Here is a 23,073-nt window from a genome sequence, read left to right on the forward strand (position 1 = left end):
GCGTAACCGCGCGGCTCAGCTCCGCACGTGGGTGCGCAGCCGCGGCACCGCCGACAGCGCGAAGTACAGGACCCCGGCCAGCACCAGCGCGATCACGACGCCGATGTTCGCCGACCCGAACGTGCCGCCCTCCAGCTCCGCGCTCATGAGGAAGCCGACCACGTTCGCGATGTTCGGGTCGGCCGAGGTGATCAGCCCGAGCCCGGTGATCGACGCCACGACCAGCGACAGCAGCCCCGCCCAGTTGAGCGCGGGCGCGCCGGCCCGCAGCAGCCGCTCGTCGTAGCCCCGGCCGCCGGCCCGCAGCCGCCACATGTCCACCAGGAAGATCGCGGCCCAGGCCGCCATCACCACGCCCACGATCGCGAGGAACGCCTGGAAGGTGGCCAGGAAGCTGGTGGAGACGAAGAGCAGGTAGTAGCCGCCGAGCACCATGAGCAGCCCGTCGATCAGCACCGCGTAGTGGCGCCTGATCGGCACGCCGAGTGCCAGCATCGACAGCCCCGACGAGTAGATGTCCATGATCGCCCCGGCCAGGAACCCGCCGATCGCGGTCAGCAGGTACGGCAGCAGGAACCACGTCGGCAGCGCCGCCGCCAGCGCCGCCACCGGGTTGGCGCCCGCCTCCTCGGCCAGCTTGGGGTCGCCGCCCGCCAGCAGCACGCCGAACACCAGCAGCACCATCGGCGGCAGCGCGCCCCCGAGCGTCGTCCACAGGGTCACCGAGCGCGGGGACGAGGTGGCGGGCAGGTAGCGGGAGTAGTCGGCGCCGCAGTTGACCCAGCCGAGCCCGAGCAGCGTCATGGCGAAGATGACGCCGCCCACCCAGCCGCCGGGACCGGCCGTGGTCTCCAGCGAGACGCCGAGGTCGGGGGCCATGAGCACCATGTAGACGACGGTGAGCACGACGAACACGTACGTCAGGTAGCGCTGCACGACCATGATCATCGCGTGGCCGTACACGCCGACCGCGATCACCGCGACGGCGGCGACGGCGAAGCAGATCGCGGTGGTCGTCGTCTCCGGGATGCCGGGCGCGACGCGGCCGAGGATCTCGGCGCCGCTCTGCGCGGCGAGCGTGACCAGCACGATCTCCCAGCCGACGTTCGAGATGTAGGAGAACAGGGCCGGCAGCTTGTTGCCGTGGTAGCCGAACGGCGCCCGCCCGAGCGTCATCGTCGGCACGCCGGACCGCGCACCGCCCACCGCGACCAGCCCGACCAGCAGGAACGACAGCACGTAGCCCACGGCGCCGGTGATGATCGCGGGCACCACGCCGAGCTGCAGCCCGACGATGTAGACGCCGAACGCCACCCCGAACAGCGACAGGTTCGAGCCCGCCCAGGGCCAGAACAGGTCGCGCGGCCGGCCCCGCCGCTCACCTTCGGGGACGGCGTTGATGCCGTTCTGCTCGACCTCCATGGTGCTCATGATCGGACGGTACTCGTGAGGGGGCATTCCGGGCAAAGAAAATCCTTGTGGGCGATATCTCCGCTTTCCCGGGGAATCATCCAGCTCGGTTTCCGGCGGAGGAGGTGATCGGCGCGTTCGGCTCCGACCCGCGACGGCGCGCCCTGGCCGTATGCCTGACCTCCGCCTTCATGACGGGGCTCGACGTGAGCATCGTCAACGTCGCGCTGCCGTCGATCCGCGAGGCCCTGCACGCCGGCGACGACGCCCTGCAGTGGACGGTGTCCGGCTACGCCCTCGCCTTCGGCCTGTTCCTCATCCCCGCCGGACGGCTGGGCGACGCCAGGAGCCGCCGCACGATCTTCCTGTGGGGCGTCACGCTGTTCACCCTCTCCAGCGCGTTCTGCGGCCTCGCCTGGCAGATGCCCGTCCTGATCGTCTCCAGGCTCGTCCAGGGCATGGCGGCGGGGCTGCTGAACCCGCAGGTGTCCGGGCTGATCCAGCAGATGTTCCGGGGCTCGGAGCGGGGCCGCGCGTTCGGGGCGCTCGGCGCCACCATCGGCGTCTCCACCGCCGCGGGGCCGCTCATCGGCGGCGCGCTGGTCACCGTCTTCGGGTCCGAGCTGGGCTGGCGGTGGGTGTTCCTGGTGAACGTGCCGATCGGGCTGGCGCTGCTGCCCCTGGCCTGGCGGGTGCTGCCGCGCCCCGGCGTCGATGAGCGCCGGCGCGAGAGCATGGACCCGGTCGGCGTGCTGCTGCTCGGAGTCGGCGTCGCCGGGCTGCTGGTGCCCGCCATCCAGCGGCACCGCTGGGACGCTCAGGTCACCGCGCTGATCGCCGTGTCCGCGCTGGTCGTGCTGGCCGCCTTCGTGGCCTGGGAACGCCGCTATCCCCGCGAGCCGCTGGTGAACCTGGAGCTCTTCCGCAAGCGGTCGTACCGGCTGGGCACCGCCATCGCGCTGTTCTACTTCTCCGGCTTCACCGGCATCTTCTTCATCTTCACCCTCTACCTGCAGAGCGGCCACGGCTACAGCCCGCTGCTCGCCGGGCTCGCGATCACGCCGTTCGCGCTCGGCTCCGCCTCGGCCGCCGTGCTCGGCGGGCACCTCGTCTCCCGGATGGGGCGGCGGCTGACGGCGATCGGGTTGTGCATGGTGATCGCCGGGCTCATCGCCACGATGGTCGCCACCGCGCTCGTCCCCGGGCCGCGCACGGGCCTCGCGACCGCGCTGCCGCTGCTGCTCGCGGGCCTCGGCAGCGGCCTGGTCATCTCGCCCAACCAGGCCATCACGCTCTCCGAGGTGCCGCCCGCGGGCGGCGGCAGCGCGGCCGGCGTCCTGCAGACCGGGCAGCGGCTCGGCTCGGCCGTCGGCATCGCGGCGGCCGGCTCGACCTTCTTCGGCTCACTGGGCGGCGGCTGGGCGAGCGCGTTCCGCCACGGCCTGATCGTCGTGGTGTCGTCGGTCGGCATCGCGCTGCTCGCCGCGCTGTACGACCTGATGCGCAGCCGCCGTGACGCTCACTGAGCGTGTCTATCGGAGAAGTGTTCGCAGGTTAGCGAGAACGTCAACGGAGGGTAAAGTCACGGACAGTGACGTGGGAGAGTGGGGGATGGGATGACAGTCCGGCTGGTTCCGCTGGTTCCGCGCTCGATCAGGACCCCGGGCGGCACACCTGGCGCGCTGCGCGTGCTCCCGCGCTCGATCCGGGCACGGCTGACCACGATCGCGACGCTGGCCGCCGCCGCCGTCTTCACCACCGGGGTCGTGCTCGCGCTCGCCGACCCGCGGCGGGCGCTGCTGTGGACCTCGCTCGGCGCGCCGCTCGTCCTGCTGGCCGTCGGCGGGCTCACCTGGAGCGCGGTCAGGTCCGCGCTGCGCCCGGTCGAGCGCATCCGCGCCGAGCTGGCCGAGATCACCGGGCAGGACCTGAGCAGGCGGGTGACCGTACCTGACACAGGGGACGAGATCGCCGGGCTGGCGGTCACCACCAACCACACCCTCGACCGGCTCGAACGCTCCGCCGAGACCCAGCGCCGCTTCGTCGCCGACGCCTCCCACGAGCTGCGCAGCCCGATCTCCGCGCTGCGCGCCCAGCTGGAGGTCGCGGGCAGCTACCCCGACGAGACGGACTGGCCGGTCACCTGCGCCCGCGCGCTCGCCGCCGCCGACCGGCTGACCTGCATCATCGACGAGCTGCTCATGCTGGCCAAGCTCGACGCGGGCGCCGTCACGCGGCGCCGCGTGGTGGACCTGTGCGGCGTCGCGGAGGATCAGGTACGCCGCCGCGAGAGCGCCCGCGTGCCCGTGCACCTGCGGCTCAGCGGCCCCGCCCCGGTGCTCGGCTCGCCCGTGCAGCTCGACCGCCTGCTGACGAACCTGCTCGACAACGCCACCAGGCACGCCGCCACCCGCATCGACGTCTCCGTGGCCGTGCGCGGCAGCGAGGTGGTGGTGACCGTCACCGACGACGGAGACGGCATCGCGCCGCAGGACCGCGAGCGGGTCTTCGAGCGCTTCACCCGGCTGGAGAGCGCCAGGGCCAAGGACAGCGGCGGCTCCGGGCTGGGGCTGCCGCTGTCCAGGGAGATCGCGGTGGCCCACGGCGGCACGCTGACCGCCGCCGACCACCGCCCCGGCGCCCGCTTCGTCGCCGTCCTGCCCCTGCACACCGCCTATCTGGTCACTGCACCACCGTGATGCGGCCGGTGGCCGGCGGGGCGATCGGGTTGTCCCTGCCGAGGTGGTCGACGAAGGCGTCGATGTCCAGCGGCCCGCTCCACAGGTCCGTGCCCTCGGTGAAGCCCAGGAACGCGTCACCGCCGCCCACCAGGAAGTTGTTCGCGGCCACCCGGATCGTCTGGGCGTCCGTCACCGGCTGGCCGTCGATCTCCATGTCCGACACCTTCGAGCCCCACGGCGCGCTCTGGCTGTAGGTGTAGGTGAAGTTCGCCGAGGGCTGCAGGATCTTGGTGAACGCCTGGTTGTTGGGGCCGCCGGTGAACTGCTGCTCCAGCACCGTCTTCAGCTGCGCGCCGGTCAGCGTGACGACCTGCATGAGGTTGTTGAACGGCTGCGTGGTGAACGCCTCGCCGTACGTCACGACCCCGTCGCCCTCACCGGCCGGCGAGCCCGCGTACGAGAGGGGCGCCCGCACACCGCCCGGGTTCATCAGCGCGATCTGCGCGTTGCCGCCCTCCCGCGTGGCGGCGAGCTGGGCGTCGGCGATGAGGTTGCCGAGCGGCGTCTCACCGGACGGCGCCGCGGCCGTCGTGATGTCGGCGCTGATCGTGCCGACCGCCCGGTTCGCGACCGGAGCCACACGGTCCTTCCAGGTCTGGACGAACGCCGAGATCTCCGGGTCCGGCGTCACCGTACGCGTCACCACGTGGTTGTCGGCCACGACGGAGGCCCGGTCGATGTCCCGCGTCCTGACGTTCACCTTCATGTCGACCTGCGTGATGACCCGCCCGAACGAGCCGCCCTGCGAGAAGAGCCGGTCCTTGCCCGCCGGGTCCTTCACCTTGCACACGTACGCCTGGTGGGAGTGGCCGCTGAGCACGATGTCGATCTCGGGGTCGACGTGGGTGGCGATGCGGTTGCCCGCGCCGGGGACCGCGCTGCACGCGTCGGGCGACTGCCCGGCGTTCACCTGGTCGCCCTCGTGCACCAGCACGACCTGGGCCTTCACGCCGACCAGCTTGAGCAGCTCGGAGGCGACGTTCGCGGCCTTGACCTCGTCCACGAACGTGAGGTCCTTGATGCCCTCCGTCGTGACGATGCTCGGGGTCGTCTGCGTGACCAGGCCGATGAAGCCGATCGGCACGCCGTTCATGATCTTGATGCTGACCGGCGGCAGCGCGGGCACGCCCCAGCCGGACAGCAGCTTCTTGATCTTCGAGCTGTGCGCGCCGCCGAGCGCGGCCAGCGCGTAGGTCTTCTCGTTCTTGTTCTTGAACAGCACGTTCGCGCCGACGTAGTCGAACGCGGCGCCCTTCCACTTGCCGGCGGGCGAGCAGCCGTCCACGGGGTGGCAGCCGCCCTTCATGATGCGGCGCAGCTCCGTGTAGCCCTCGTCGAACTCGTGGTTGCCGACCGCCGCCACCTTGAGCCCGAGCTTGCCCATGAACTCGACCGACGGCTCGTCGTGGTAGGCCGCCGAGATCAGCGGCGTGGCTCCGATGAGGTCGCCCTGGGCGACGGCGATCGTGTTCCTGTCGCGCAGGGCCTTCATGTGCGTGGCGACGTAGGCCGCGCCGCCGGCGTCGACCGTGTTGCCCTGCTCGTCCACCATGCGGCCTGAGGACCCGGTGGGAGGTTCGAGATTGCCGTGGAAGTCGTTGAGCGCCAGGAGCCGGACGGGAACCGTCCTGGGCGCCTTGCTCGCGTTCGCCGGGATGGTGGCCATCAGCACCGCACCCGAGGCGACGGCTCCGGCGAGCGCCAGCCGGAGGAAGGAACCAGACGTCATGGCCCAAGACGTTACGGCGGGAAGCTATGCAACCAATGTCGCAAAGGTAACGATTTGCCGGGGTGCCTGATGGCGTTATCTGCCAGTCGTACGCCTAGAGTTCGTTCTGTGAACGTGCGCGTGGATATCCGGCAAAGGCTCGCTGACCAGGAGATCGCCGACGTACTCGGCTTGGTGGAGGCCGCGACGGAGGCCGACGGCGTCCGTCCGCTCAACGAACACGTCATGCTGCACCTGAGATACGGCGGCGACCCGCAGGCCCGCTCGCTCCTCCTCTACGCCGGCGACGCGCTCGCCGGCTACGCCCACGTCGATCCCACCGACGAGGTCGAGGGGCCGAGCGCCGAGGTGGTCGTCCACCCCGCCCACCGCCGCCAGGGCCACGGCACCCGCCTGCTGCGCGCCGTCATGGACGCCGCCGGCGGCCGCCCCCGCCTGTGGGCCCACGGCGACCACGCCGGCGCGGCCGCGCTCGCCGCCGCCTTCGGCTTCGACCGTGTCCGCTCCCTGTGGCAGATGCGCCGCCCTCTGGCGGAACCGCTGCCCCCGGCGACGCTGCCTGCCGGGGTGATCCTGCGGACGTTCGTACCCGGGCAGGACGAGGAGGAGTGGCTCAAGGTGAACGCCGCCGCCTTCGCCCACCACCCGGAACAGGGCGCCTGGACGATGGACGACCTGCTGCGGCGCGAGCAGGAGCCCTGGTTCGACCCCGAGGGCTTCTTCCTCGCCCAGCGCGGCGACCGCCTCGCCGGCTTCCACTGGACGAAGGTGCACGGATCGTCCGAGCACGGCCACGACCCGCTGGGCGAGGTCTACGTCGTCGGCGTCGACCCCTCCCAGCAGGGCACCGGCCTCGGCAAGGCGCTCACCCTGGCCGGGCTCGAACACCTGCGCTCGCGCGGTCTCGCCCAGGCGATGCTGTACGTGGACGAGACCAACACGGCGGCGATCCGCCTCTACGAGGGCCTCGGTTTCACCCGCTATGACGTCGATGTCATGTACGCGCCCTCGCAGTGACGGTCTTGCTTGGGGGTCAGCCCTCCACGACGGCGTGCAGGACGAGGTAGGACAGGGCGGCCACGATGGCCGCTGCCGGGATGGTGAGGATCCACGCGGTCACGATGTTGCCCGCGACGCCCCAGCGCACTGCGCTGAGCCGCTTGGTGGCCCCCACACCCATGATCGCCGAGGTGATGGTGTGGGTGGTGGAGATGGGGGCGCCGAAGCCGATGGCCGCGCCGTACAGGACGGTCGCCGCCGCCGACTCGGCTGCGAAACCCTGCGGCGGGTCCAGCGCGATGATGCGCCGGCCCAGGGTCCGCATGATGCGCCAGCCGCCCGCGTACGTGCCGAGCGAGATCGCCCCCGCCGCGGCGAGGATGACCCACTGCGGGATCGGGTCCGACGGCTGGGCGAACCCGCCGACGGTGAGCGCCAGGAAGATGACGCCCATCGTCTTCTGCGCGTCCTGCAGGCCGTGACCGAGCGCCATCGCCGCGGCCGAGACGGTCTGCGCGTACCGGAAGCCCCGGTTGGTCTTGCCGGGCTGCCCGTTACGGAAGATCCAGTAGATGGCGATCATGATCGCGGCGGCCAGGCTGAACCCGATCAGCGGCGACAGCACCATCGGGATGACGACCTTCGCCATGACGCCGTCCCAGTGCACCACGCTGCTGGAGGCCAGCGCCGAACCCACCAGGCCCCCGATGAGCGCGTGACTTGAGGAGGACGGCAGGCCGAAATACCAGGTGATGAGGTTCCAGACGATCGCGCCTATCAGCGCGGCCGCCACGATCACCAGGCCGTGCGAGCCGTCGGGGGCGTCGATGATGCCTTTTCCGACGGTCTGCGCGACCTGGGTGCCGAGATGGGCGCCGATGAAGTTCATCGCCGCTGCCATGAACAGCGCGGCCCTGGGGGTCAGGGCCCGGGTCGAGACGGAGGTCGCGATCGCGTTCGCCGCGTCGTGGAACCCGTTGGTGTAGTCGAAGGCCAACGCGATGACGACCACGCCGATGACGAGGCCAAGCGTGAGGTCCACTGCCGAGCCTAGCTTTCCTTGACCGCGATCGACTCGACGGTGTTGGCGACGTGCTCGAAGGCGTCGGCCGCCTCCTCGAGCGCGTCGACGACCTCCTTCATCTTCATCACGGTCAGCGCGTCGTACTCGCCGCTGAACAGCTTGGCCAGCAGCCGCCGGTAGACCTGGTCACCCTGGTTCTCCAGGCGGTTGACCTCGATCCAGTACTCGTTCAGGTTCTTCATCGACCGCAGGCGCGGCATGGCCTCGGCGGTCAGCTCCGCCGCCCGCTCCAGCACCTCGACCTGCCGGACGACGTCCTTGGGGAGATGGTCGATCTGGTACAGCACGATCAGGTCGGAGGCCGCCTCCATGGCGTCCATCACGTCGTCGAGGTTCGAGGCGAGCCGGTAGATGTCCTCGCGGTCGAATGGAGTGATGAAGCTCTCGTTGAGCCGGTTCATGATCGCATGAGTGCGTTCGTCACCGGCGTGCTCGCAGGCGCGCATCTTCTCGGCCAGGGCCTCCCTGTCCGAGCCGTCACTGATGATCTCCACCAGTAGCCGGGATGCCGTGACCAGGTTGTTCGCCGAGTCGGCGAACAGGTCGTAGTAGCTGTCCTCACGTGGCGTGAGACGCAGGCGCACGTCGTTCTCCAGATGTGCGGGGATGGTCCGTGGAAGAGTATGGCTTACCAGGCGAAATGCGAACTTCATGTCCCCTTCGCCTACTGGCTACCCGGTGTTCGTCCCACAACACCGGTGTAGCAGGTGGTTTCGGGGGCATTCGTGCAGCTCGAACCGGCGTTGCGACCGCTCAGAACGCCTTCATGATGGCTCCTCGACCTCTGATGTTCACCTACCTGTTCCTCTACTGTTCATCTGTTGTTCACCTGAGGTCAGACCTTGGTCCGGTGGAAGCTCTGGAACGACCGCGACGGGGTGGGGCCACGCTGACCCTGGTAGCGCGAGCCGTACTTGTCGGACCCGTACGGATGCTCCGCCGGCGAGCTCAACCGGAACACGCAGAGCTGCCCGATCTTCATCCCCGGCCACAACTTGATCGGCAACGTCGCCACGTTCGACAACTCCAGCGTCACGTGCCCGCTGAAGCCGGGATCGATGAACCCCGCCGTCGAATGCGTCAGCAACCCCAGCCGCCCGAGCGAACTCTTGCCCTCCAGCCGCGACGCCAGGTCATCCGGCAGGCTGACGACCTCGTACGTGGAGGCCAGCACGAACTCACCCGGATGCAGGATGAACGGCTCGTCCCCCCGGGGCTCCACCATCCGCGTCAGATCCGGCTGCTCCTCCGACGGATCGATGTGCGGGTAGCGATGGTTCTCGAACACCCGGAAAAATCGGTCAAGCCGGACATCGATGCTGGACGGCTGAAGCATCTCCGGATCGAACGGATCCAGCGACAGACGCCCGGCGTCGATCTCGGCCAGGATGTCACGGTCAGATAGCAGCACGGTGAGCAACTTACCGGTCGTGGACCGACGTGCGGGCTCGGGGATTGCTGTTGTGGCCCAAGTTTCCGCTAGAGTAGGGGCGCGACGTTCGGTCGTACGCGGGTGTAGTTCAATGGCAGAACATCAGCTTCCCAAGCTGACAGCGCGGGTTCGATTCCCGTCACCCGCTCCACATGCGACGCCGCCGTCATGATGGCGTCGAGGAGTGAAACGCATGTCCCCCTGCGTGGTATCTCGGTCGCTCTCGCCTGGCCGACCTGGCAGTATCGGCAGGGGAGGGAGACACCATGAACTTCGATCGGATCACCGTCGAGCCTGACAAGCTCGAAGGCAAGCCCGCCGTCCGTGGTTTGCGTATCACGGTGGAGACGGTGGTGCGGCTCGTCGCCGGCGGATGGACCTTCGACGAGATCCTCTCGGACTACCCGGACTTGGAACGGGAGGACATCAAACAGGCGCTCGAGTACGCAGCAGCGTCCACGAATGTCCACTTCTACCGTCTCCGAGAGCCAGCGTGAACTTCCTGGTCGACGAGAACCTCTCACCCCGCATTGCCGAGCTGCTGACCAAAGCTGGTCACGACGCGGTCCACGTGCGTGATCTCCAGGCGACGAGCGCCCCTGATACCACGATCATGGAACTCGCCGCGGCGGAGGGTCGGATCATCATCTCTGCCGACACCGACTTCGGCGCACTCCTGGCTCACGCCCGCGCGACTAGACCTTCCGTAATCCTCGTGCGAGAACTGGTGGAGCTTCGTCCACCCGACTTGGTCAACATCATCTTGGCTAATCTCGAGGTGGTCGAACAGCACCTTCAGACAGGCGCGATCGCGGCCTTCACCACGGGAGGTATCCGCGTTCGGGCGCTCCCTCTGCGCTGAAACAGCATGATCCACGTGCCAGATCCGTGCCAGAACAGACGGTCAGCCGTGGTCATTCACGGATACTCACGGTCACTCGCCCTGCTCTGACCTGCACCCCTGTTTCCCCAGCTCAGCACAGCAAGATCAGTAGATGGTACCCAAGCTGACAGCGCGGGTTCGATTCCCGTCACCCGCTCTCAGCCTGAAGGCCCAGGTAGGGATGTGAATCCCGACCCGGGCCTTACTTGTGTCCTGCTTCGTTTGATCTTCGCGGGCCATTAGCTCCTGATCACCCTGCCGGGACCAGCGCGCCCGCCGTGCCCTCATCGTCATCGTCGCGTGCAGCGAGTTGCCGGTCGATGGCGTTGGTGATCGCCTCGTCTGCTCCTCTTACCGCGTGCTGGTAGATCATGGCCGCCCGTACGTTGTCGTGCCCCATGCGGGCCATGAGGTCCTTCAGGCCCGCGCCGGACTCGGCGGGCGGAACAGCACCCCTGTTCGCCGACCGCCGCGCCGGCTTATCGAGCCTCGCCGTTGAGCAGGGCGATCCAAACGTCCTGCGTCTTCTTGGCCCGCCAGCGATAGGTCTCGTGAATCTGCTGTACGACCCCATCGAGACGCGTGGTCCGACGGATGTAGGCAAAGCCACCCTCGCGGCAGCGTTCGTAAACGATGTCCTCGCACTCGCAGGTGTACTCGAGCACGCGCGGTGTCCCCTGCTCGCGGACTATCTCTCTCCAGACCAGACGCATGTGGTTGGGCCGAGGAGGACCGACATGAGGTGCAAGGCACCCGAGGTAGATGTTCACAGCGACGCCCCCGCCCGTCCGGTTCCGTTGCACCGCCAGCAGCCATCGCGGTGCCGGTCATCAGGGGCAGCGAAGCCTGATTCGTTCTCGGCCACCACGACGGTCCGGCGGCGGCTGACGTACTTCCAGCCCCGCCCCGAGCAGGAGTTAAACGGCGCAGTCATGCAACGAGGATTGCCCGAAGATCTGTCACATCTCGATCGCTCCTGCGTACCGTCTGTGATCGGCCCGTCTCTTTTCGTCTCCTCTTTGTCTCGTCCGAGCCCGTCTCTGTCGCTAACCTGGGCTCATATGGCACCCCAGCCCGAGGCGCGGATCATGACGGACCAGCCGATCCTGTTGAAGACCCTCCTCACCCAACGCCATTGGCAGACGTACAGCACGTTCTGTAAGGAGTACGACAAGGCGGCCAAGAAGGTGGACCCGTCGTTGCAGGGCGGTTGGCCGAGCCGGGCACAGCTCCACCGATGGCTGAACGGGGAGCTCAAGGGCTTGCCGTACTCAGGCCACTGCCGCGTCTTGGAGGCGATGTTCCCGGGCAGGTCGGTACATGAGCTGTTCACCACGACCGCCGTCGAGATCCCCGCACAGAGAACAGATCCGGAGCCAGCCAGAAGCGCCGGCCCCGACATCGTCGCCTGCGCCATGCCGCAGATGGCCGATGTAACCGCGGTCTTCAGTAGCCGCTCGGCCTTCTCCTCCGCATACCCGGCATCATCGATGTTCGACGACGCGAAGGAGATCAACGCAGCAGGCCTGTCGCTCAACATCCTCTGCCAGAGCTATCCCGATCATCAGCTCAAGCGTCTGCTCGACTCAGGCACGCGCATCCGCTGCCTCTTCCTCGACCCGAAGGGCCAGTCGATCCGCGCCCGCGAAGCAGAAGAGGGCTACACCGACAGCACCCTGACGACCCTAACGGCGCTCAACATCAGCATGCTGACCAGGCTGCGCGATCGGCTCGACACCACGTCGGCCCAACGCCTTGAACTCCACGTCTACGACGAGACGATCCGATTCAACCTGATCATCGTGGACCGAGGGTTGTGCGTGGTGCAGCCGTATCTTCCACAGGCGCGCGGAGTCGATTCACCTACCTTTGTGATCAAAGACAACACCGCCGCAGAGGGGCTGTTCCCCATCTTCGACCAGGTGTTTAGAGATATGTGGGAGCGGAGCAAACCCGTATGACCATCGACGCCAAGACTGTTCTCCCCATCGCTGAACGTGCCGTGTCGATCGCCAGCCAGATCATCCGCACCAAGGCTCCCGGCGTCATCACGGCCAAGGGCGACCGGGACATGGCGACAGAGGTGGACTACGCCGTAGAAAATGCAGTAAGGGAATTCCTGTCTCGCGAGACGCCCGAAATCGGATTCCTGGGCGAGGAGGAAGGCGTCAGTCACCTGGGCGACGGCCTGATGTGGGCGCTGGACCCGGTAGACGGAACGGCCAATTTTCTACACGGCATCCCGCTCTGCGGTGCCTCCCTGGGGCTGATCGACAAGGACACGCCCACACTCGGTGTGATCGACCTGCCGTTCCTCAACCTCCGCTACTCGGCGGCTGAAGAGTCCGGCGCTGTCGCCAACGGATCCGCGATTCAGGTGAGCGATGCCCGCGAGTTGCAGAGTGCGATCGTGGCGATCGGCGACTACGCCGTGGGGGAGAACGCTGACGAGCGCAACCGATCGCGGCTTGCCCTGACCCAAGAACTCGCCGCTCGTGTCCAGCGCATCCGGATGTTCGGCTCAGCCGCGATCGATCTCGCGTGGGTGGCGCACGGCAGGATCGACGCCACCATCATGCTCAGCAACAACCCGTGGGACACCGCAGCAGGCGTCATCATCGCCCGAAAAGCCGGCGCAACGGTGATCGATCTCGACGGCAGCCCGCACAGCATGACCGCCCAAGCGACCATCGCCGCAAGCCCCAAACTGGTGGCCGATCTCGTCGAACTCATCGCAGAGGCCCGCAAGGCCGGGGTGTTCGACCGGAAGATTGCCGAATAGCTCTTGTAGGTATCAAGCGGCGGCGCGGCGCGCCGCCGTACCTCCGGCCCTCCGCCCGCCCGCCGTCCGGGCGTGCGGCCTGGGGGCCGGTCCCGGACGACGGCGGGACACCGGGCCGGCCACTGCACACCGGCCCCGCCGCACTAACCGAACGCACCGACCGGGGTTGCCGTGCCGCCGCACAGATGCAGCCCCACGATCGCCACTGCATGGCCGGTCGCCGTGAATGGCTGGGGGCGATCGACGATCCAGGGTTCGTTCCTCACCCTGGCTCACCGTGCAAGGTGGCTGATCGTGGGGCTTATTAACCCGAACGCGCGGATTTCCTTCGATCATGGCGGTGGTCGCGGGTCGCCGGTGCGCGGTCGGCGCAAGTGTCCCGCTGATTGTAACGCGTGTTCAGGATGTCGGTCGCGGACTGGGAGGCCAAGACGCAACGCTGCACCACTTGGCCATGGCTTGATCGGACAGGGCCGCGGCTGGGCCTTGGCAGCAGATTGACGGCCTGGTTCTGCATCCCCGCCGTTGGTGTTAGAGATCGCCGGTGGTTCAATCACATTGAACAGCTCGCCAGCGGACTAGAAGCTGAAAGCCACGGGATGTCCTTGTAGCGCATGCGCATCCCGTCCGCGTTTCTTCTAGGGGAGGGGAGAATGTGCGGAAGTTATCGGCACTGGCCTACAGCCTGGCTGCGCTGCTTCTCGTGACGTCGATGATCGCTCTGTGGCTATCTGAACGCAACGATCTCAGAGCGGCGGCGGTAATGCTGACCATTGCCCTGGCCTCCTTCGGTGTGGGAGCGATGAGCGTGCGACGAGACGACCAGCGGTGGATCTCCGCCTTCCTGGGGACATCCGCGATCTCGATGCTCGTGCTGGGGTGGGGCGTGGGGACTGTGGCCGCGTTATGGGCATGGCCCCTGGTGCTTCTGGCCGGACTGCCGGTGATAGCTGTCTTCGGGCTCGGACTCGAAGGGCTGAAGACCGGCCGCTGGTGGGGGCTATTACTCTGTTGCATCCCTCTAACGGGCGTCGCGTACCTATCGCATATTCGACCGAACGAAGGCGTATTCTGGGGCGCACTCGAAGTGTGGAGCCTTATCATGGCGCTCGCACTGGCGCTCTCCTTCGCGTGGGAACAGAGACGCGAGTCGAAAAAAGTGAGGACGTGACGTCGCGTAGCGGCGCTTGATCCTCTTCTCATCCCACTCTCGCCGCTATGACCTCGATGATCGTGATCGCCTGGACAGCTGGTCAGGACGCGCGGCAGTTCTGGTTCTACTTCCTTCTTCCTGCTGCACTGATCACCGGAGATATGGCTGATCGTCACTACCGTCGTAACTTCGTTGGACGCCCGCAGATGACCCGCCTCAGGTTGCAGTTTGGGTTGCAATACGAAGCCGTCCAAGGACGTGCACTATGGATCGCCCACGCCCTCTGGCCTGCATTGAACTGCCTAGAACCATGATCGGCCGACCTTTCAATCCGTAGCTTCAGCAATCACCAACCCCCGGATCAATCGGGTCGACCATCAGTACCACCCGGCCAGCCTCGACATCGAATCCGAACCCTCCGGAGTCATTAGCACAGACTTCCCGAGGCTCTGTCCGATCAGGCGGAGGACAACCACCAGGACATCCAATCGCTCCCGCCCTTGCAGCTCTCTGAGGTCAACATCGAAGTCAATCGACTCAGCCTGATACACCCGGAAGATCATGAGGACCTCAGGGATCGGCCAGATTCTCAGCTCAGGCGTGGCGTCGGCGGATGCAGCGGCGACCATGTCAGCAGCCGAAGTAAGCTCCATCGGCTCGCCACTCAGCGCGTAGGCGTACTGCCAGCCCTGCGACTGAACGAGATCAAGCAGCGCCTGCCAGTCCTCGACAGTCGTTCCTTCTACGACCACGTCAGGCAACGTTCCGTTGATATCGGGGTCGAAGAGGGACTTCACGTGATCCCACAACAGGTCGGGCATAGCACTCATCATCCCTGAGGAAGTCCCTCCGGCAGGGTACTCGAGCTCCGGGTCAGCGGCTGATCGTCGGGCCATTAGCGGGCCATTAACCAAGGTGACGAGCGGTCAACCACGGTCACTCACGACCTCACCGACTCCCCCGGCGACCAGCAATCCCCTGCTACAGGGATCGCGATCGATGCAGTTCCCAAGCTGACAGCGCGGGTTCGATTCCCGTCACCCGCTCCACTCTCATACTGTGGCAGCATCATCTCTCGTGCGTGCGTGAAGGATGTCGCCCTTCCTCTGTAGTCTCTAGAGGACAAGGAAGGGAGCGGGTATGACCGCACAACCGCAGGACTTCATCTCCGTCGGCGCGCCTCTGCCTGAGAAGAACCTGCGGGCCATCCGTGCCGCGCTGGTCATCCCAGAAGATCGCGAGGCTTTCGACGCCGGACTCAAGGCCGTGCTCGACGAGGTCAGGGTGAGCCTGGATCTTGGAGCGCTGAACGCTTTCGTGCACCGCTGGTGGATCTCCGCGTGTGACACCGCAAAAGATCCCGAGGGGCGCCGTCAGATGCACGTCCGAGCCCAACAGGCTCTGGCCGGCGAACCTGTTCCTCATGGGAGGCCGTGGCGGGAGATCCTTGCTGCTCGCGGGGTCGATGTTTAGGTGTTCAAGCTCATCATCGATCCCGTAGCCGAGGAACAGATCGCTGCGCTACCCGATCACGCACTGCATCCGCTCGCGGATCTGTTCGCACTACTGGAGACCGCTCCGTGGGGTGGAGACCCGTACAACTCTGCAAATCCCCGGGCGAACATGCTTACGCACCCGTTCGGAGAGCGCGGCCTTGCCACGTACGTGGTCCTGGACCGGCAGCGCGAGGTCTACCTTGTCCGCATTGAATGGCCGTAAGCCCGTGCCCGCTGCGTGCCCGTTCTCGTAGCGACCAGCGGGGAGTCACGGGAACTCACGGTCACTCGACCGGCACATGCCCAGATCAGCGTTTCCCCTGCTCAGGGTCCATGATCTTGAAAGAGTTCCCAAGCTGACAGCGCGGGTTCGATTCCCGTCACCCGCTCCAGTGTCTGTGTGACAGCGTTCAGTCCCACCGCTCAGCGGTGATCATTGAGGGCTTGAATCTTTGAGAAGTTCAGTCTCGACGACGCCATCAAGCGCCCGGTGGAGTTTTGCGTCGGTCGTCAGCAGCGGAATCTCTTGATCGAGAGAAAGCTGTGCGAAGACGGCGTCATACATGCGCAACGTCAACCGCACCGCCAGGGCGGCGGACTGCTCCAACCGGTCGGCGTCCACGGGATGAACCCGGACACCGAGCTCGTCAATGATTCGAACGGCCGCAATGAACTCATCTGCGGACAGCCGCCCCGCGAGCAGACCCTTCTTCCGCAGCACTCCGGCAACCTCAATCCGAGCGAAGTCCGCTGTCTCCAGCCTTACCCGGCCGTACAGAAAGTCGTCCCGGATTTGGCGGGCATGCCCGTAGCCAGGTTGATCGACGAACCATCGTAGGAACACGCCAGTGTCCACGACGTACGCGTCAGCCACGCGCGCCTTCCCGGAGCCGGTCCAGTTCTTCGTCGACGCCCGTCACACCGCGCATCCTCTCCTGAACCCGCTCCATAACGGCCAGCGCTCGCTCGCGCCGACCAGCCGTTTCGAGGTTCTCGCGGACAAGTGCAAGAACCGGCTGGACACGGTCATCCGGAAGCCGATCGACCAGAGCATGCAACTCGTCACGCATCGCGCTCATGCTCGCAGTCTACGCCTCGCCAGGCTTGTCTCCCTGACCATTTGTGCAGGGCGAGGCAGGCCGGTGGCCGTGCCCGTTGCGTGCCCGTTCGCAGAGCGATCTACGGAGGCTCAGGGGGACTTACGGTCACTCGACCGGCATACGCCCAGGTCAGTGTTTCTTCAGTTCAGCCCGTTCGATCTTGAAAGAGTTCCCAAGCTGACAGCGCGGGTTCGATTCCCGTCACCCGCTCTCAGCCTGAAGGCGCAGGTCGGTCGTTGAATGCGGTACCTGGGCTTGGATCTACGATCGTTCGCGGGGATGGAACCGGTCACCAGCCCCTGGACCAGTCCGATTGCGGCTCGATGCAGGTGCATGAGGGCATCCGCTGTGGTTAGCCTTGCCGTTCATGACTGATCAGACGGCAGACGAGACGACCCCCGACCAGATTCCTTCGAAGCGGAGCAGGCTGACGTTCCATGGGCCGTTGAGTGAGGAGCGGGCCGCGGGGTTCGTCGCGCGTCTGGCTGCGACGGAACCGAAGACCGTGCTGGACATCGGCTGCGGCTGGGGCGAATTGAGTCTCCGGCTGCTCGCCGCCGCGCCTGGCGCTACGGGCATCGGCATCGACCTGCTCGAAGGAGATCTGGAACGTGGCCGGGCCCTCGCGGCCAGCCGCGGTCTGGCGGATCGGATGGAGTACCTGAAGGAGTCAGCAACCGGCACTCAGCGCGGTCCCGCTGACGTGGTGCTGTGTGTAGGCTCCGGGCAGGCGCTCAGCGACGCCCCGGCACCCGACCAGTACGGTGAGGCTCTGAAGGAGCTGCGCAGGCTGGTCAGCCCGGGCGGCCGCGTGCTGTACGGCGAGGGGTTCTGGGAACGCCGGCCGCAGCCGGAGGAGCTGACCAGGATGTGGCCAGACGCCAAGCCCGACGACCACCTTGCGCTGGACGGCATGGTCGAGGCGGCGGTGCAGGCCGGTTTCCGGGTGGAGTGGCTGGAAGTCGCCTCCCAGGAGGAGTGGGACCAGTTCGAGGCGGGCTATCTGGCCGACGTCGAGGTGTGGCTGGCCGCCAACGCCGGCCATCCCAAGGCCGCGGAGTTGCGCGCCGACGCCGACCGGCAGCGCGCCTCGTACCTGACCGGCTATCGCGGGATTCTCGGGCTTGTCTACCTGACGCTGGTCCCGGTGGCATGACGGGGACGCCCTGTCGGCTGTGTCGTCCCACGACGCTGACGACGGGCCGTGATCCATTCTTCTGTCTGCTTTCTGCACGCCCTAGTCGCCGAAGACGAGTGCCGCGGTTGCGTCCGCGGAAGTGGTGTATGAGCTTGGCCTGGTCAGCAGGTGCGGCGTCGTGAAGTGAGAACGGTCATCGCGTGTCCTTCACGGCAAGATCGCGGGACAACAGTGTGACGTCTGAGCGGTGGCCGGCGTAGCAGAACGAGACCGGTGATCCGGGCGGTCCATGGGTCCATCCATCCCCCAGAGGGGAACTGTGGCTGCGGGATGATCGCCGGACCCGTAGCCCTTCCGCCGTGCGGGTGTGCGGCCCGAGGCCGGTCCCGGCCGTCGGCGGGGCACCGGGCCGGGCGCCGCACGCTCGCCCGCCGTCAACGCGTACACCGGGAACTGCAGATGCAGCTCCGAAGTCGCCACTGCGTGGCCGGATGCCGTACATGGCCGATCGGACAGCTTGCGCGCTGGAGTAGTCAGCGGGGACATCCCCGTGTCGGTCTTCGAGCGTCAGCTCTGGACGGATTTCCAGGACTCCACCGTCGCTTCGGCGATGGCTTTGATGCGATCCCCGTACGCGGAATGTCCGTCGAACACGAAGCTGCCGTCCTTGACCGGCAGGCCGCTGAACGAGGCCGAGAAGCGGGGAGGTTCGCCCTGTGGGAGCGGTGCGTATGTCGTCAGCGGTGCCGTGCCGTAGCTCGGCCGTGCCCGGTGGTTGTTGCGTGCCACCCGATGGGCCGCCAGGCGGAGCAGCGCGTCAAGGCCCTGATCCACGTAGAGCTGCAACTGGCGATACTGGTCGTCGAGGTATTTCTCGTGGGCTCTGGAAGAGTGCTGCAGGAGGTACGTCACGACCACGCACGCGTGCCACCTGAACATCTGCGGATCCGACTGCTCCTCGGCCAGGATCCCGTGGTAGTAGTCCACGCACATGCCCAGTGGGCCGGCCGTCGCACCGCAGTCGCACCTGTCCGTCATGGAGATATCTGTCATGGCCGCAACATAAGGGGCCGGACCCGACCTTGGCGACGTCTTATCGGCGCCGGCTGATGCCCTACTCGGTCGTGGTCCTGCGGCCATGAGGTCCCTTCGAACGCAGGCCGTCCCTGCTCTTGACATGGAAGCCGGTCGCGTCATCGAAGTCGGCACCCACGACGAGTTCCTCGCCTCGGGCGGCCTGTACCACGAATCCTTCAACCTGCAGGCCAGGACATAGATGTAAGCGGTCTCAGTGATGCTCACCCTCCATCGACGATCAGGACGTGACGTACGCTGCAACCCATGGACCCACAGGCTGTGGATTGGGCGGCGATTCCAGGGCCGAGGTGGTACCAGCCGGAAACCGTCGCGGATGCCTTCACTGCCTTGCTCAGGGGTGCTGGTAACGACCTGAATTCAGGAAGCGGCATTCGATCGACGCTAGGGAACGATCACGCGGGGACGCTTTATCCAGCGGCCGTTGCAGGCACCGACGTGCTTTTGAAGATCGTCACCGAGCACCCCGGGGTGCCGAGGCAAGCTGCTCTTTGGGTTCTGCTCGATTGGTGGGGATGTTTCCTGCCTGAGCCGGGCTATGAGGTGTACACCGGTCGCGATGGGAACACGATCGATGTCATCGCGGCGATCATCGAGCGAGTCCGGCAGACAGTTGAGACGCTGGAGGCGATCGCCGAACAGGACGCCGGCGCCCGTGGCCTCGTCAGGAAGCTGCTTCGGGCTCAGGGGCAGGGATGGGCGCTCACTGACTAGGGCTGGGAGGTGGAGTGATCGACAGACCACGGATGGTGTTGGCGGCGACGGTGCTCGGTGCGCCTGATGCTCGCGCGTTGGCGGCTTTCTATCAGCGGTTGCTCGGCTGGGTCGTACGGGAAGAGGAGTCTGATTGGGTGGCTCTTCGTGCGCCTGACGGAAGGGCGGGGTTGTCGTTCCAGACCGAGGCGGCTCATGTGCGGCCGACGTGGCCCGCCGGGCCTGGGGATCAGCAGATGATGATGCACCTGGACATCGAGGTGGACGATCTGGAGACCGCAGGAGCCCACGCCGTGGCGGCGGGGGCGACGCTCGCGGAATACCAGCCCCAAGACGATGTACGGGTCTATCTCGATCCCGCGGGGCATCCGTTCTGCTTGTTCACGCGGTAGAACGGGCGCGCTCCATCACCTCAAGGACGGAGTGCGGGCCGGGAGCGGGCAGCCCTGTCGGCGGTATTTGCCGGGGGCCATGGCGTACTGGCGCTTGAAGGCGTTGGCGAAGGCGAATTCCGAGCCGTAGCCGACCGCGCCGGCGATCTCGCTCAGCGCGGCGTCGGAGTCGCGCAGCATGCGCGCGGCCGTGCCCAGCGGCCACCAGGTCAGGTACGCCAGCGGTGGCTGCCCGACGTCAGGTCGTCGTGACGATCGAAGCTTGATCAGGATCGGCCCCGACTTCGGTCTGGCAGGATCCGCGCTATGCGGACGCGGCTCTTCTTCGTACGTCATGGGGACTCTCTCCACAAGGGAAGAGGGTGTGGTCGGTGGCCCGAAAGGATGCCGCTGCGCCACTCATTTGTCGGTGGCATGGTGCAGCATCGGCACCCTGGATCACGGCGAGGACAGGAGATGAGGATGCCGCCCACCAACCCGCAGACAGCCGGCCACACCTTTCTCAAGAGCATGTACGAGGACGGCTACTACCCCGACCACGTCGTCGACAAGGGCAGAGAGATTCTGCTGCGGCTGTGCGAGCGCATCGAGGACGAGCGGCCGGCGGACCTGGCGGCGCTGTACGTCCTCACTCATGCGGCGACGGAGGAGTTCAACGAACTCGAGGCCGAGTTCGACGCGGCTGGCAGCGAGATCGAGACCGTGGCCCGCGAGGTGATCGCCGAGGACTTCTGGTTCGTGGCGTCGGCCTACGGGTTCGCGGACGCGGACGCGGAGGAGCTGATCGCGACCCGCGAGTGGTGACGTATCGACGTGGGCAGCCGCTCATTCGAGTGGCAGTACGGCGGGGTCCGTGCCCAGGGCTGCTCGCACTCGTTGCCGCGTACGGGGTGAGGGGCCCACGAGGACGGGGTGCTTCGCGGCGCGGAGGAGGGGCAGGTCAATGGCGCTGTCGCTGTACGCGTACTCGATCGGCGGGACGACACCCGCTTGTTCCAGACGGCGTACCTTGTCGGCGCCGAGGCAGCCTTCGGCGACCCGGTGCGCGCGCCGGGAGTGTTCGAGGCGGGCGGCGATCACCTCGACCCCGGCCAGGCCGAGGGCCCTGCACACGGCGCCGGCCAGCGGGTCGGCGCAGCCGGTGACGATGATGACGCGGTCGCCGGCGCGCTGGTGGGAGCGGAGGCGGTCGAGGGTGGCGGCGATGCGGCGCTGCTTGGCGGCGTGCGTGAGCGCGAACTCCTCCGCCAGCGCTTCGAAACGATGAGGTGGTACGCCGATCGTGGCCAGCACAGGAACCCGGCCACCGCTCGGCGGCGTGTCCGCGAGATCAGGAACAGCGGGATCAGGATGACCGCCGACACCAAGGAGAAGACCGCCCGGATCGGCCGGCGCAGGAGGAGAAGCCGGAGGAAGCGGGCGAAGGAGTCACCTCGTACGAGGGTGCCGTCGAGGTCGAAGACGGCCACCCGCTGGTACGGATCAGGCATCGCCGGCTCCTCCGGTGGCGGACAGGTCGAAGGCCCGGAGAAGGACCTCGAGGACGGCATCGGGGGTTACGGCGCCGGTCGCCGTGGGGAGAGCGTTCCAGATCCACAGCTGGGCGAAGCCGTGCAGCGCGCTCCACAGGGCGCCCGCCAACCGGCGGCTGTCCGTACGGTGCTGCCAGCCGGTGGCCTGGTGGGCTCGTACCAGCTCCACCAGAGTGTCGAAGACGTTCAGACTGACGCGTGCCAGCTCCGGTTCCCGCGGGTCGACCAGGTCGTGGCGGAACATCAGCGCGAACGTCCCCGGCTCGTCGAAGGCGAACGCCACGTAGGTACGGCAGGCGGCCAGCAGCCGTTGCCCGCTGTCGTACGTGGGAGGCAGCCCGGCGAGGACGCGCCGGCCCCTTGCGGCGAGATCGCGGAACCCTTGAGCGGCGACGGCCGACAGCAGGGCTTCCCTTCCGGCGAAGTGGCGGAGCGGAGCGCCATGTGAGACCCCGGCGCTGCGGGCGATCGCGCGCAGCGTGACGTTCTCGGGGCCGCTCTCGGCGACCATGGCGGCCGCGCACGACACCAGACGGTCTTTCAGGCCCGCTTCTGCTTCCATGTAGACAGTGTCTACAACCGGATGGCCGCCGGCGTCGATGTGATGCCTGTGATTCGTCGGTCGAACCAGACCACCAAGCGCACGCCATCGGCCCCGAACCGCCGCCCCAACGCCTCCATCACCCCGAAAAACGTGCTCCCACCCCGTACTCGGGCCCAGCACGGCCTGTCGCGTCATAGGGACGTACTCGAGCGTCGCAGATATCAGTGCCCACGGTCGCGACCTCGTTCAGCCAGGCAAGCCGCTCGTGAGGCTTTGGCGTGCGTACCGCTGGTCGGGCTCTCCGAAGTCCATGCCGTTCTCATCAAGAGCGTTGTATATGGTCACTCGGCCCTGCGGAAAAAGGAATCCGACAGCCACCGTCCCATACGCCAGGTCTTCCTCCATCCACGTCAGCAGCTCCACGGCCTGCAGGCTCTGCCCCTGCAGCCGCGCCAATTCAGCCGGTACGCCTTCTCGCCAGGCCAGCCGAAATCCCTGGCCGGCCCAATCCAGCGGCTGAGCCGGATCGACCATGTTCCACGTGATGGAGATGTCATGAAACTTCTGGTGGACGATCTCGACCTGCTCGCCCTCGAAGTCCAACAGGATCAGGCCATCGGAGAACCAGCTGTCCTCGTCGAGATCCCACACCAGGAGCGCGCGCGTCAGCTTCCGGCCTTCCAGCATGGCCAGTCTCGCGCCATGCGCGGCGGCTACGGCCGGGCCGCCGCGCAGCCAGGTGGGCCGGTATCCACTGATCCCGAAGTCGAACATCTGGCGATTATGCATCGTCAGGCTTGATGCCTCCCCGCGGCAACACAGCTCCCGGCAGGCTGTCTGATGGGGCTG

General features: G+C 66.9%; 30 protein-coding genes and 1 tRNA gene. 16 read left to right on the forward strand and 15 right to left on the reverse strand.

The features are described from left to right. Positions 1–15: 15 nt before the first annotated feature. On the reverse strand, positions 16–1,431 hold the full coding sequence (locus ABZW11_RS15460; RefSeq protein WP_355416915.1) for a cytosine permease: 1,416 nt from the start codon (positions 1,429–1,431) through the stop codon (positions 16–18). 104 nt (positions 1,432–1,535) lie between these two features. Here ABZW11_RS15460 and ABZW11_RS15465 point away from each other — a divergent pair, with 104 nt between their 5' ends. Together ABZW11_RS15465 and ABZW11_RS15470 are read left to right on the forward strand one after the other, a co-directional pair. Beyond that, on the forward strand, positions 1,536–2,936 hold the full coding sequence (locus ABZW11_RS15465) for an MFS transporter (RefSeq protein ID WP_355416918.1): 1,401 nt from the start codon (positions 1,536–1,538) through the stop codon (positions 2,934–2,936). A 90-nt stretch (positions 2,937–3,026) separates the two neighbouring features. Then, entirely contained in the window at positions 3,027–4,109 is a 1,083-nt protein-coding gene (locus ABZW11_RS15470; RefSeq protein WP_355416921.1) for a HAMP domain-containing sensor histidine kinase, read from the forward strand. Here the strand turns inward: ABZW11_RS15470 and ABZW11_RS15475 are convergent. Next, a complete protein-coding gene (locus ABZW11_RS15475) occupies positions 4,093–5,880 on the reverse strand; it encodes a bifunctional metallophosphatase/5'-nucleotidase (protein WP_355416924.1) in 1,788 nt (595 codons plus the stop codon). The genes ABZW11_RS15470 and ABZW11_RS15475 overlap by 17 nt on opposite strands. A 108-nt stretch (positions 5,881–5,988) precedes the next feature. On the opposite strand from ABZW11_RS15475, the gene mshD reads away from it, so the two are divergent. After that, complete coding sequence (mshD, locus tag ABZW11_RS15480; RefSeq protein ID WP_355416927.1) at positions 5,989–6,897, forward strand: mycothiol synthase; 909 nt, start codon at positions 5,989–5,991, stop codon at positions 6,895–6,897. A gap of 16 nt (positions 6,898–6,913) precedes the next feature. On the opposite strand, the gene ABZW11_RS15485 is transcribed toward mshD, so the two are convergent. The 3 genes from ABZW11_RS15485 to dcd form a co-directional block, all read right to left on the reverse strand. Beyond that, entirely contained in the window at positions 6,914–7,921 is a 1,008-nt protein-coding gene (locus ABZW11_RS15485) for an inorganic phosphate transporter (protein ID WP_355416930.1), read from the reverse strand. 8 nt (positions 7,922–7,929) lie between these two features. After that, positions 7,930–8,547, reverse strand: a complete 618-nt coding sequence (locus tag ABZW11_RS15490; protein WP_106243913.1) for a DUF47 family protein — start codon at positions 8,545–8,547, stop codon at positions 7,930–7,932. A 251-nt stretch (positions 8,548–8,798) separates the two neighbouring features. Continuing rightward, complete coding sequence (gene dcd / locus ABZW11_RS15495) at positions 8,799–9,374, reverse strand: dCTP deaminase (RefSeq protein WP_355417224.1); 576 nt, start codon at positions 9,372–9,374, stop codon at positions 8,799–8,801. 98 nt (positions 9,375–9,472) lie between these two features. Between dcd and ABZW11_RS15500 the strand changes: the two genes are divergently transcribed. From ABZW11_RS15500 to ABZW11_RS15510, 3 genes are all read left to right on the forward strand, one after another. Beyond that, positions 9,473–9,546: transfer RNA gene (locus tag ABZW11_RS15500), tRNA-Gly, on the forward strand. A gap of 115 nt (positions 9,547–9,661) precedes the next feature. Then, positions 9,662–9,892 carry a DUF433 domain-containing protein gene (locus tag ABZW11_RS15505; RefSeq protein WP_355416933.1) on the forward strand — a complete coding sequence of 77 codons (231 nt, stop codon included), beginning with the start codon at positions 9,662–9,664 and terminating at the stop codon, positions 9,890–9,892. Continuing rightward, positions 9,889–10,257 (forward strand): DUF5615 family PIN-like protein, encoded by a 369-nt coding sequence (locus ABZW11_RS15510; RefSeq protein ID WP_355416937.1) that lies wholly within the window; start codon positions 9,889–9,891, stop codon positions 10,255–10,257. The genes ABZW11_RS15505 and ABZW11_RS15510 overlap by 4 nt, the downstream gene beginning before the upstream one ends. Before the next feature lie 271 nt (positions 10,258–10,528). Here ABZW11_RS15510 and ABZW11_RS15515 read toward each other — a convergent pair whose 3' ends face one another. Together ABZW11_RS15515 and ABZW11_RS15520 are read right to left on the reverse strand one after the other, a co-directional pair. Next, positions 10,529–10,678 (reverse strand): hypothetical protein, encoded by a 150-nt coding sequence (locus ABZW11_RS15515; protein ID WP_355416940.1) that lies wholly within the window; start codon positions 10,676–10,678, stop codon positions 10,529–10,531. A gap of 79 nt (positions 10,679–10,757) precedes the next feature. After that, positions 10,758–10,943, reverse strand: a complete 186-nt coding sequence (locus tag ABZW11_RS15520; protein WP_355416943.1) for a hypothetical protein — start codon at positions 10,941–10,943, stop codon at positions 10,758–10,760. Between the two features lie 396 nt (positions 10,944–11,339). Here ABZW11_RS15520 and ABZW11_RS15525 point away from each other — a divergent pair, with 396 nt between their 5' ends. The 4 genes from ABZW11_RS15525 to ABZW11_RS15540 all read left to right on the forward strand — a co-directional run bounded on the left by ABZW11_RS15525 (position 11,340) and on the right by ABZW11_RS15540 (position 14,527). After that, positions 11,340–12,239 (forward strand): DUF5919 domain-containing protein, encoded by a 900-nt coding sequence (locus ABZW11_RS15525; RefSeq protein WP_345694396.1) that lies wholly within the window; start codon positions 11,340–11,342, stop codon positions 12,237–12,239. Beyond that, positions 12,236–13,060 carry an inositol monophosphatase gene (locus ABZW11_RS15530; protein ID WP_355416946.1) on the forward strand — a complete coding sequence of 275 codons (825 nt, stop codon included), beginning with the start codon at positions 12,236–12,238 and terminating at the stop codon, positions 13,058–13,060. Before ABZW11_RS15525 ends, ABZW11_RS15530 begins: the two co-directional genes overlap by 4 nt. Before the next feature lie 655 nt (positions 13,061–13,715). Continuing rightward, entirely contained in the window at positions 13,716–14,231 is a 516-nt protein-coding gene (locus ABZW11_RS15535; RefSeq protein ID WP_355416949.1) for a hypothetical protein, read from the forward strand. Between the two features lie 47 nt (positions 14,232–14,278). Next, positions 14,279–14,527 carry a hypothetical protein gene (locus ABZW11_RS15540; RefSeq protein WP_355416951.1) on the forward strand — a complete coding sequence of 83 codons (249 nt, stop codon included), beginning with the start codon at positions 14,279–14,281 and terminating at the stop codon, positions 14,525–14,527. A 63-nt stretch (positions 14,528–14,590) separates the two neighbouring features. Here ABZW11_RS15540 and ABZW11_RS15545 read toward each other — a convergent pair whose 3' ends face one another. Beyond that, positions 14,591–15,034 (reverse strand): hypothetical protein, encoded by a 444-nt coding sequence (locus ABZW11_RS15545; RefSeq protein WP_355416954.1) that lies wholly within the window; start codon positions 15,032–15,034, stop codon positions 14,591–14,593. A gap of 319 nt (positions 15,035–15,353) precedes the next feature. On the opposite strand from ABZW11_RS15545, the gene ABZW11_RS15550 reads away from it, so the two are divergent. Further along, positions 15,354–15,686, forward strand: a complete 333-nt coding sequence (locus tag ABZW11_RS15550) for a DUF6247 family protein (RefSeq protein ID WP_355416957.1) — start codon at positions 15,354–15,356, stop codon at positions 15,684–15,686. Next, positions 15,687–15,932, forward strand: coding sequence for a hypothetical protein (locus ABZW11_RS15555; RefSeq protein WP_355416960.1), 246 nt, complete (start codon positions 15,687–15,689; stop codon positions 15,930–15,932). It abuts the gene before it with no gap. 210 nt (positions 15,933–16,142) lie between these two features. Here the strand turns inward: ABZW11_RS15555 and ABZW11_RS15560 are convergent, their stop codons facing one another. Both ABZW11_RS15560 and ABZW11_RS15565 read right to left on the reverse strand, forming a co-directional pair. Next, complete coding sequence (locus tag ABZW11_RS15560) at positions 16,143–16,583, reverse strand: type II toxin-antitoxin system VapC family toxin (RefSeq protein ID WP_355416963.1); 441 nt, start codon at positions 16,581–16,583, stop codon at positions 16,143–16,145. After that, on the reverse strand, positions 16,576–16,788 hold the full coding sequence (locus ABZW11_RS15565) for a hypothetical protein (RefSeq protein WP_355416966.1): 213 nt from the start codon (positions 16,786–16,788) through the stop codon (positions 16,576–16,578). The genes ABZW11_RS15560 and ABZW11_RS15565 overlap by 8 nt, the downstream gene beginning before the upstream one ends. 388 nt (positions 16,789–17,176) lie before the next feature. On the opposite strand from ABZW11_RS15565, the gene ABZW11_RS15570 reads away from it, so the two are divergent. Next, positions 17,177–17,965 carry a class I SAM-dependent methyltransferase gene (locus tag ABZW11_RS15570; protein WP_355416969.1) on the forward strand — a complete coding sequence of 263 codons (789 nt, stop codon included), beginning with the start codon at positions 17,177–17,179 and terminating at the stop codon, positions 17,963–17,965. A gap of 549 nt (positions 17,966–18,514) precedes the next feature. Here the strand turns inward: ABZW11_RS15570 and ABZW11_RS15575 are convergent. Beyond that, positions 18,515–19,144, reverse strand: a complete 630-nt coding sequence (locus ABZW11_RS15575; RefSeq protein WP_355417227.1) for a DUF5946 family protein — start codon at positions 19,142–19,144, stop codon at positions 18,515–18,517. Positions 19,145–19,288: 144 nt separating this feature from the next. Here ABZW11_RS15575 and ABZW11_RS15580 point away from each other — a divergent pair, with 144 nt between their 5' ends. Then, entirely contained in the window at positions 19,289–19,756 is a 468-nt protein-coding gene (locus ABZW11_RS15580) for a hypothetical protein (RefSeq protein ID WP_355416972.1), read from the forward strand. A 14-nt stretch (positions 19,757–19,770) separates the two neighbouring features. Next, the gene (locus tag ABZW11_RS15585) at positions 19,771–20,148 is read left to right on the forward strand and encodes a VOC family protein (protein ID WP_355416975.1); all 378 of its coding nucleotides are present in this window, start codon (positions 19,771–19,773) and stop codon (positions 20,146–20,148) included. Positions 20,149–20,163: 15 nt separating this feature from the next. On the opposite strand, the gene ABZW11_RS15590 is transcribed toward ABZW11_RS15585, so the two are convergent. Beyond that, on the reverse strand, positions 20,164–20,484 hold the full coding sequence (locus ABZW11_RS15590) for a helix-turn-helix domain-containing protein (RefSeq protein WP_355416978.1): 321 nt from the start codon (positions 20,482–20,484) through the stop codon (positions 20,164–20,166). Between the two features lie 126 nt (positions 20,485–20,610). On the opposite strand from ABZW11_RS15590, the gene ABZW11_RS15595 reads away from it, so the two are divergent. Then, entirely contained in the window at positions 20,611–20,952 is a 342-nt protein-coding gene (locus ABZW11_RS15595) for a DUF5713 family protein (protein WP_355416981.1), read from the forward strand. A gap of 21 nt (positions 20,953–20,973) precedes the next feature. On the opposite strand, the gene ABZW11_RS15600 is transcribed toward ABZW11_RS15595, so the two are convergent. The 3 genes from ABZW11_RS15600 to ABZW11_RS15610 all read right to left on the reverse strand — a co-directional run bounded on the left by ABZW11_RS15600 (position 20,974) and on the right by ABZW11_RS15610 (position 22,998). Next, entirely contained in the window at positions 20,974–21,441 is a 468-nt protein-coding gene (locus ABZW11_RS15600; protein WP_355416984.1) for a haloacid dehalogenase-like hydrolase, read from the reverse strand. Between the two features lie 189 nt (positions 21,442–21,630). Beyond that, positions 21,631–22,242, reverse strand: coding sequence for a TetR/AcrR family transcriptional regulator (locus ABZW11_RS15605; RefSeq protein ID WP_355416987.1), 612 nt, complete (start codon positions 22,240–22,242; stop codon positions 21,631–21,633). A 228-nt stretch (positions 22,243–22,470) separates the two neighbouring features. Beyond that, complete coding sequence (locus ABZW11_RS15610; protein WP_355416990.1) at positions 22,471–22,998, reverse strand: hypothetical protein; 528 nt, start codon at positions 22,996–22,998, stop codon at positions 22,471–22,473. Between the last annotated feature and the right edge of the window lie 75 nt (positions 22,999–23,073).

The organism is Nonomuraea sp. NPDC004580, from assembly GCF_040609855.1.
Classification (GTDB): Bacteria; Actinomycetota; Actinomycetes; order Streptosporangiales; family Streptosporangiaceae; genus Nonomuraea; species Nonomuraea salmonea.

Bases quoted from the DNA above. Each gene is read 5' to 3' on its own strand.
- ABZW11_RS15545 (WP_355416954.1), bottom strand. From the start codon at position 15,034: ATGCCCGACCTGTTGTGGGATCACGTGAAGTCCCTCTTCGACCCCGAT.
- ABZW11_RS15475 (WP_355416924.1), bottom strand. From the start codon at position 5,880: ATGACGTCTGGTTCCTTCCTCCGGCTGGCGCTCGCCGGAGCCGTCGCC.
- ABZW11_RS15525 (WP_345694396.1), top strand. From the start codon at position 11,340: ATGGCACCCCAGCCCGAGGCGCGGATCATGACGGACCAGCCGATCCTG.
- ABZW11_RS15590 (WP_355416978.1), bottom strand. From the start codon at position 20,484: ATGACGTACGAAGAAGAGCCGCGTCCGCATAGCGCGGATCCTGCCAGA.
- ABZW11_RS15515 (WP_355416940.1), bottom strand. From the start codon at position 10,678: ATGGGGCACGACAACGTACGGGCGGCCATGATCTACCAGCACGCGGTA.
- ABZW11_RS15550 (WP_355416957.1), top strand. From the start codon at position 15,354: ATGACCGCACAACCGCAGGACTTCATCTCCGTCGGCGCGCCTCTGCCT.
- ABZW11_RS15540 (WP_355416951.1), top strand. From the start codon at position 14,279: ATGACCTCGATGATCGTGATCGCCTGGACAGCTGGTCAGGACGCGCGG.
- ABZW11_RS15565 (WP_355416966.1), bottom strand. From the start codon at position 16,788: ATGAGCGCGATGCGTGACGAGTTGCATGCTCTGGTCGATCGGCTTCCG.
- ABZW11_RS15505 (WP_355416933.1), top strand. From the start codon at position 9,662: ATGAACTTCGATCGGATCACCGTCGAGCCTGACAAGCTCGAAGGCAAG.
- ABZW11_RS15595 (WP_355416981.1), top strand. From the start codon at position 20,611: ATGCCGCCCACCAACCCGCAGACAGCCGGCCACACCTTTCTCAAGAGC.
- ABZW11_RS15460 (WP_355416915.1), bottom strand. From the start codon at position 1,431: ATGAGCACCATGGAGGTCGAGCAGAACGGCATCAACGCCGTCCCCGAA.
- ABZW11_RS15580 (WP_355416972.1), top strand. From the start codon at position 19,289: ATGGACCCACAGGCTGTGGATTGGGCGGCGATTCCAGGGCCGAGGTGG.
- ABZW11_RS15470 (WP_355416921.1), top strand. From the start codon at position 3,027: ATGACAGTCCGGCTGGTTCCGCTGGTTCCGCGCTCGATCAGGACCCCG.
- ABZW11_RS15570 (WP_355416969.1), top strand. From the start codon at position 17,177: ATGACTGATCAGACGGCAGACGAGACGACCCCCGACCAGATTCCTTCG.
- ABZW11_RS15605 (WP_355416987.1), bottom strand. From the start codon at position 22,242: ATGGAAGCAGAAGCGGGCCTGAAAGACCGTCTGGTGTCGTGCGCGGCC.
- ABZW11_RS15610 (WP_355416990.1), bottom strand. From the start codon at position 22,998: ATGTTCGACTTCGGGATCAGTGGATACCGGCCCACCTGGCTGCGCGGC.
- ABZW11_RS15575 (WP_355417227.1), bottom strand. From the start codon at position 19,144: ATGACGCGACCGGCTTCCATGTCAAGAGCAGGGACGGCCTGCGTTCGA.
- ABZW11_RS15530 (WP_355416946.1), top strand. From the start codon at position 12,236: ATGACCATCGACGCCAAGACTGTTCTCCCCATCGCTGAACGTGCCGTG.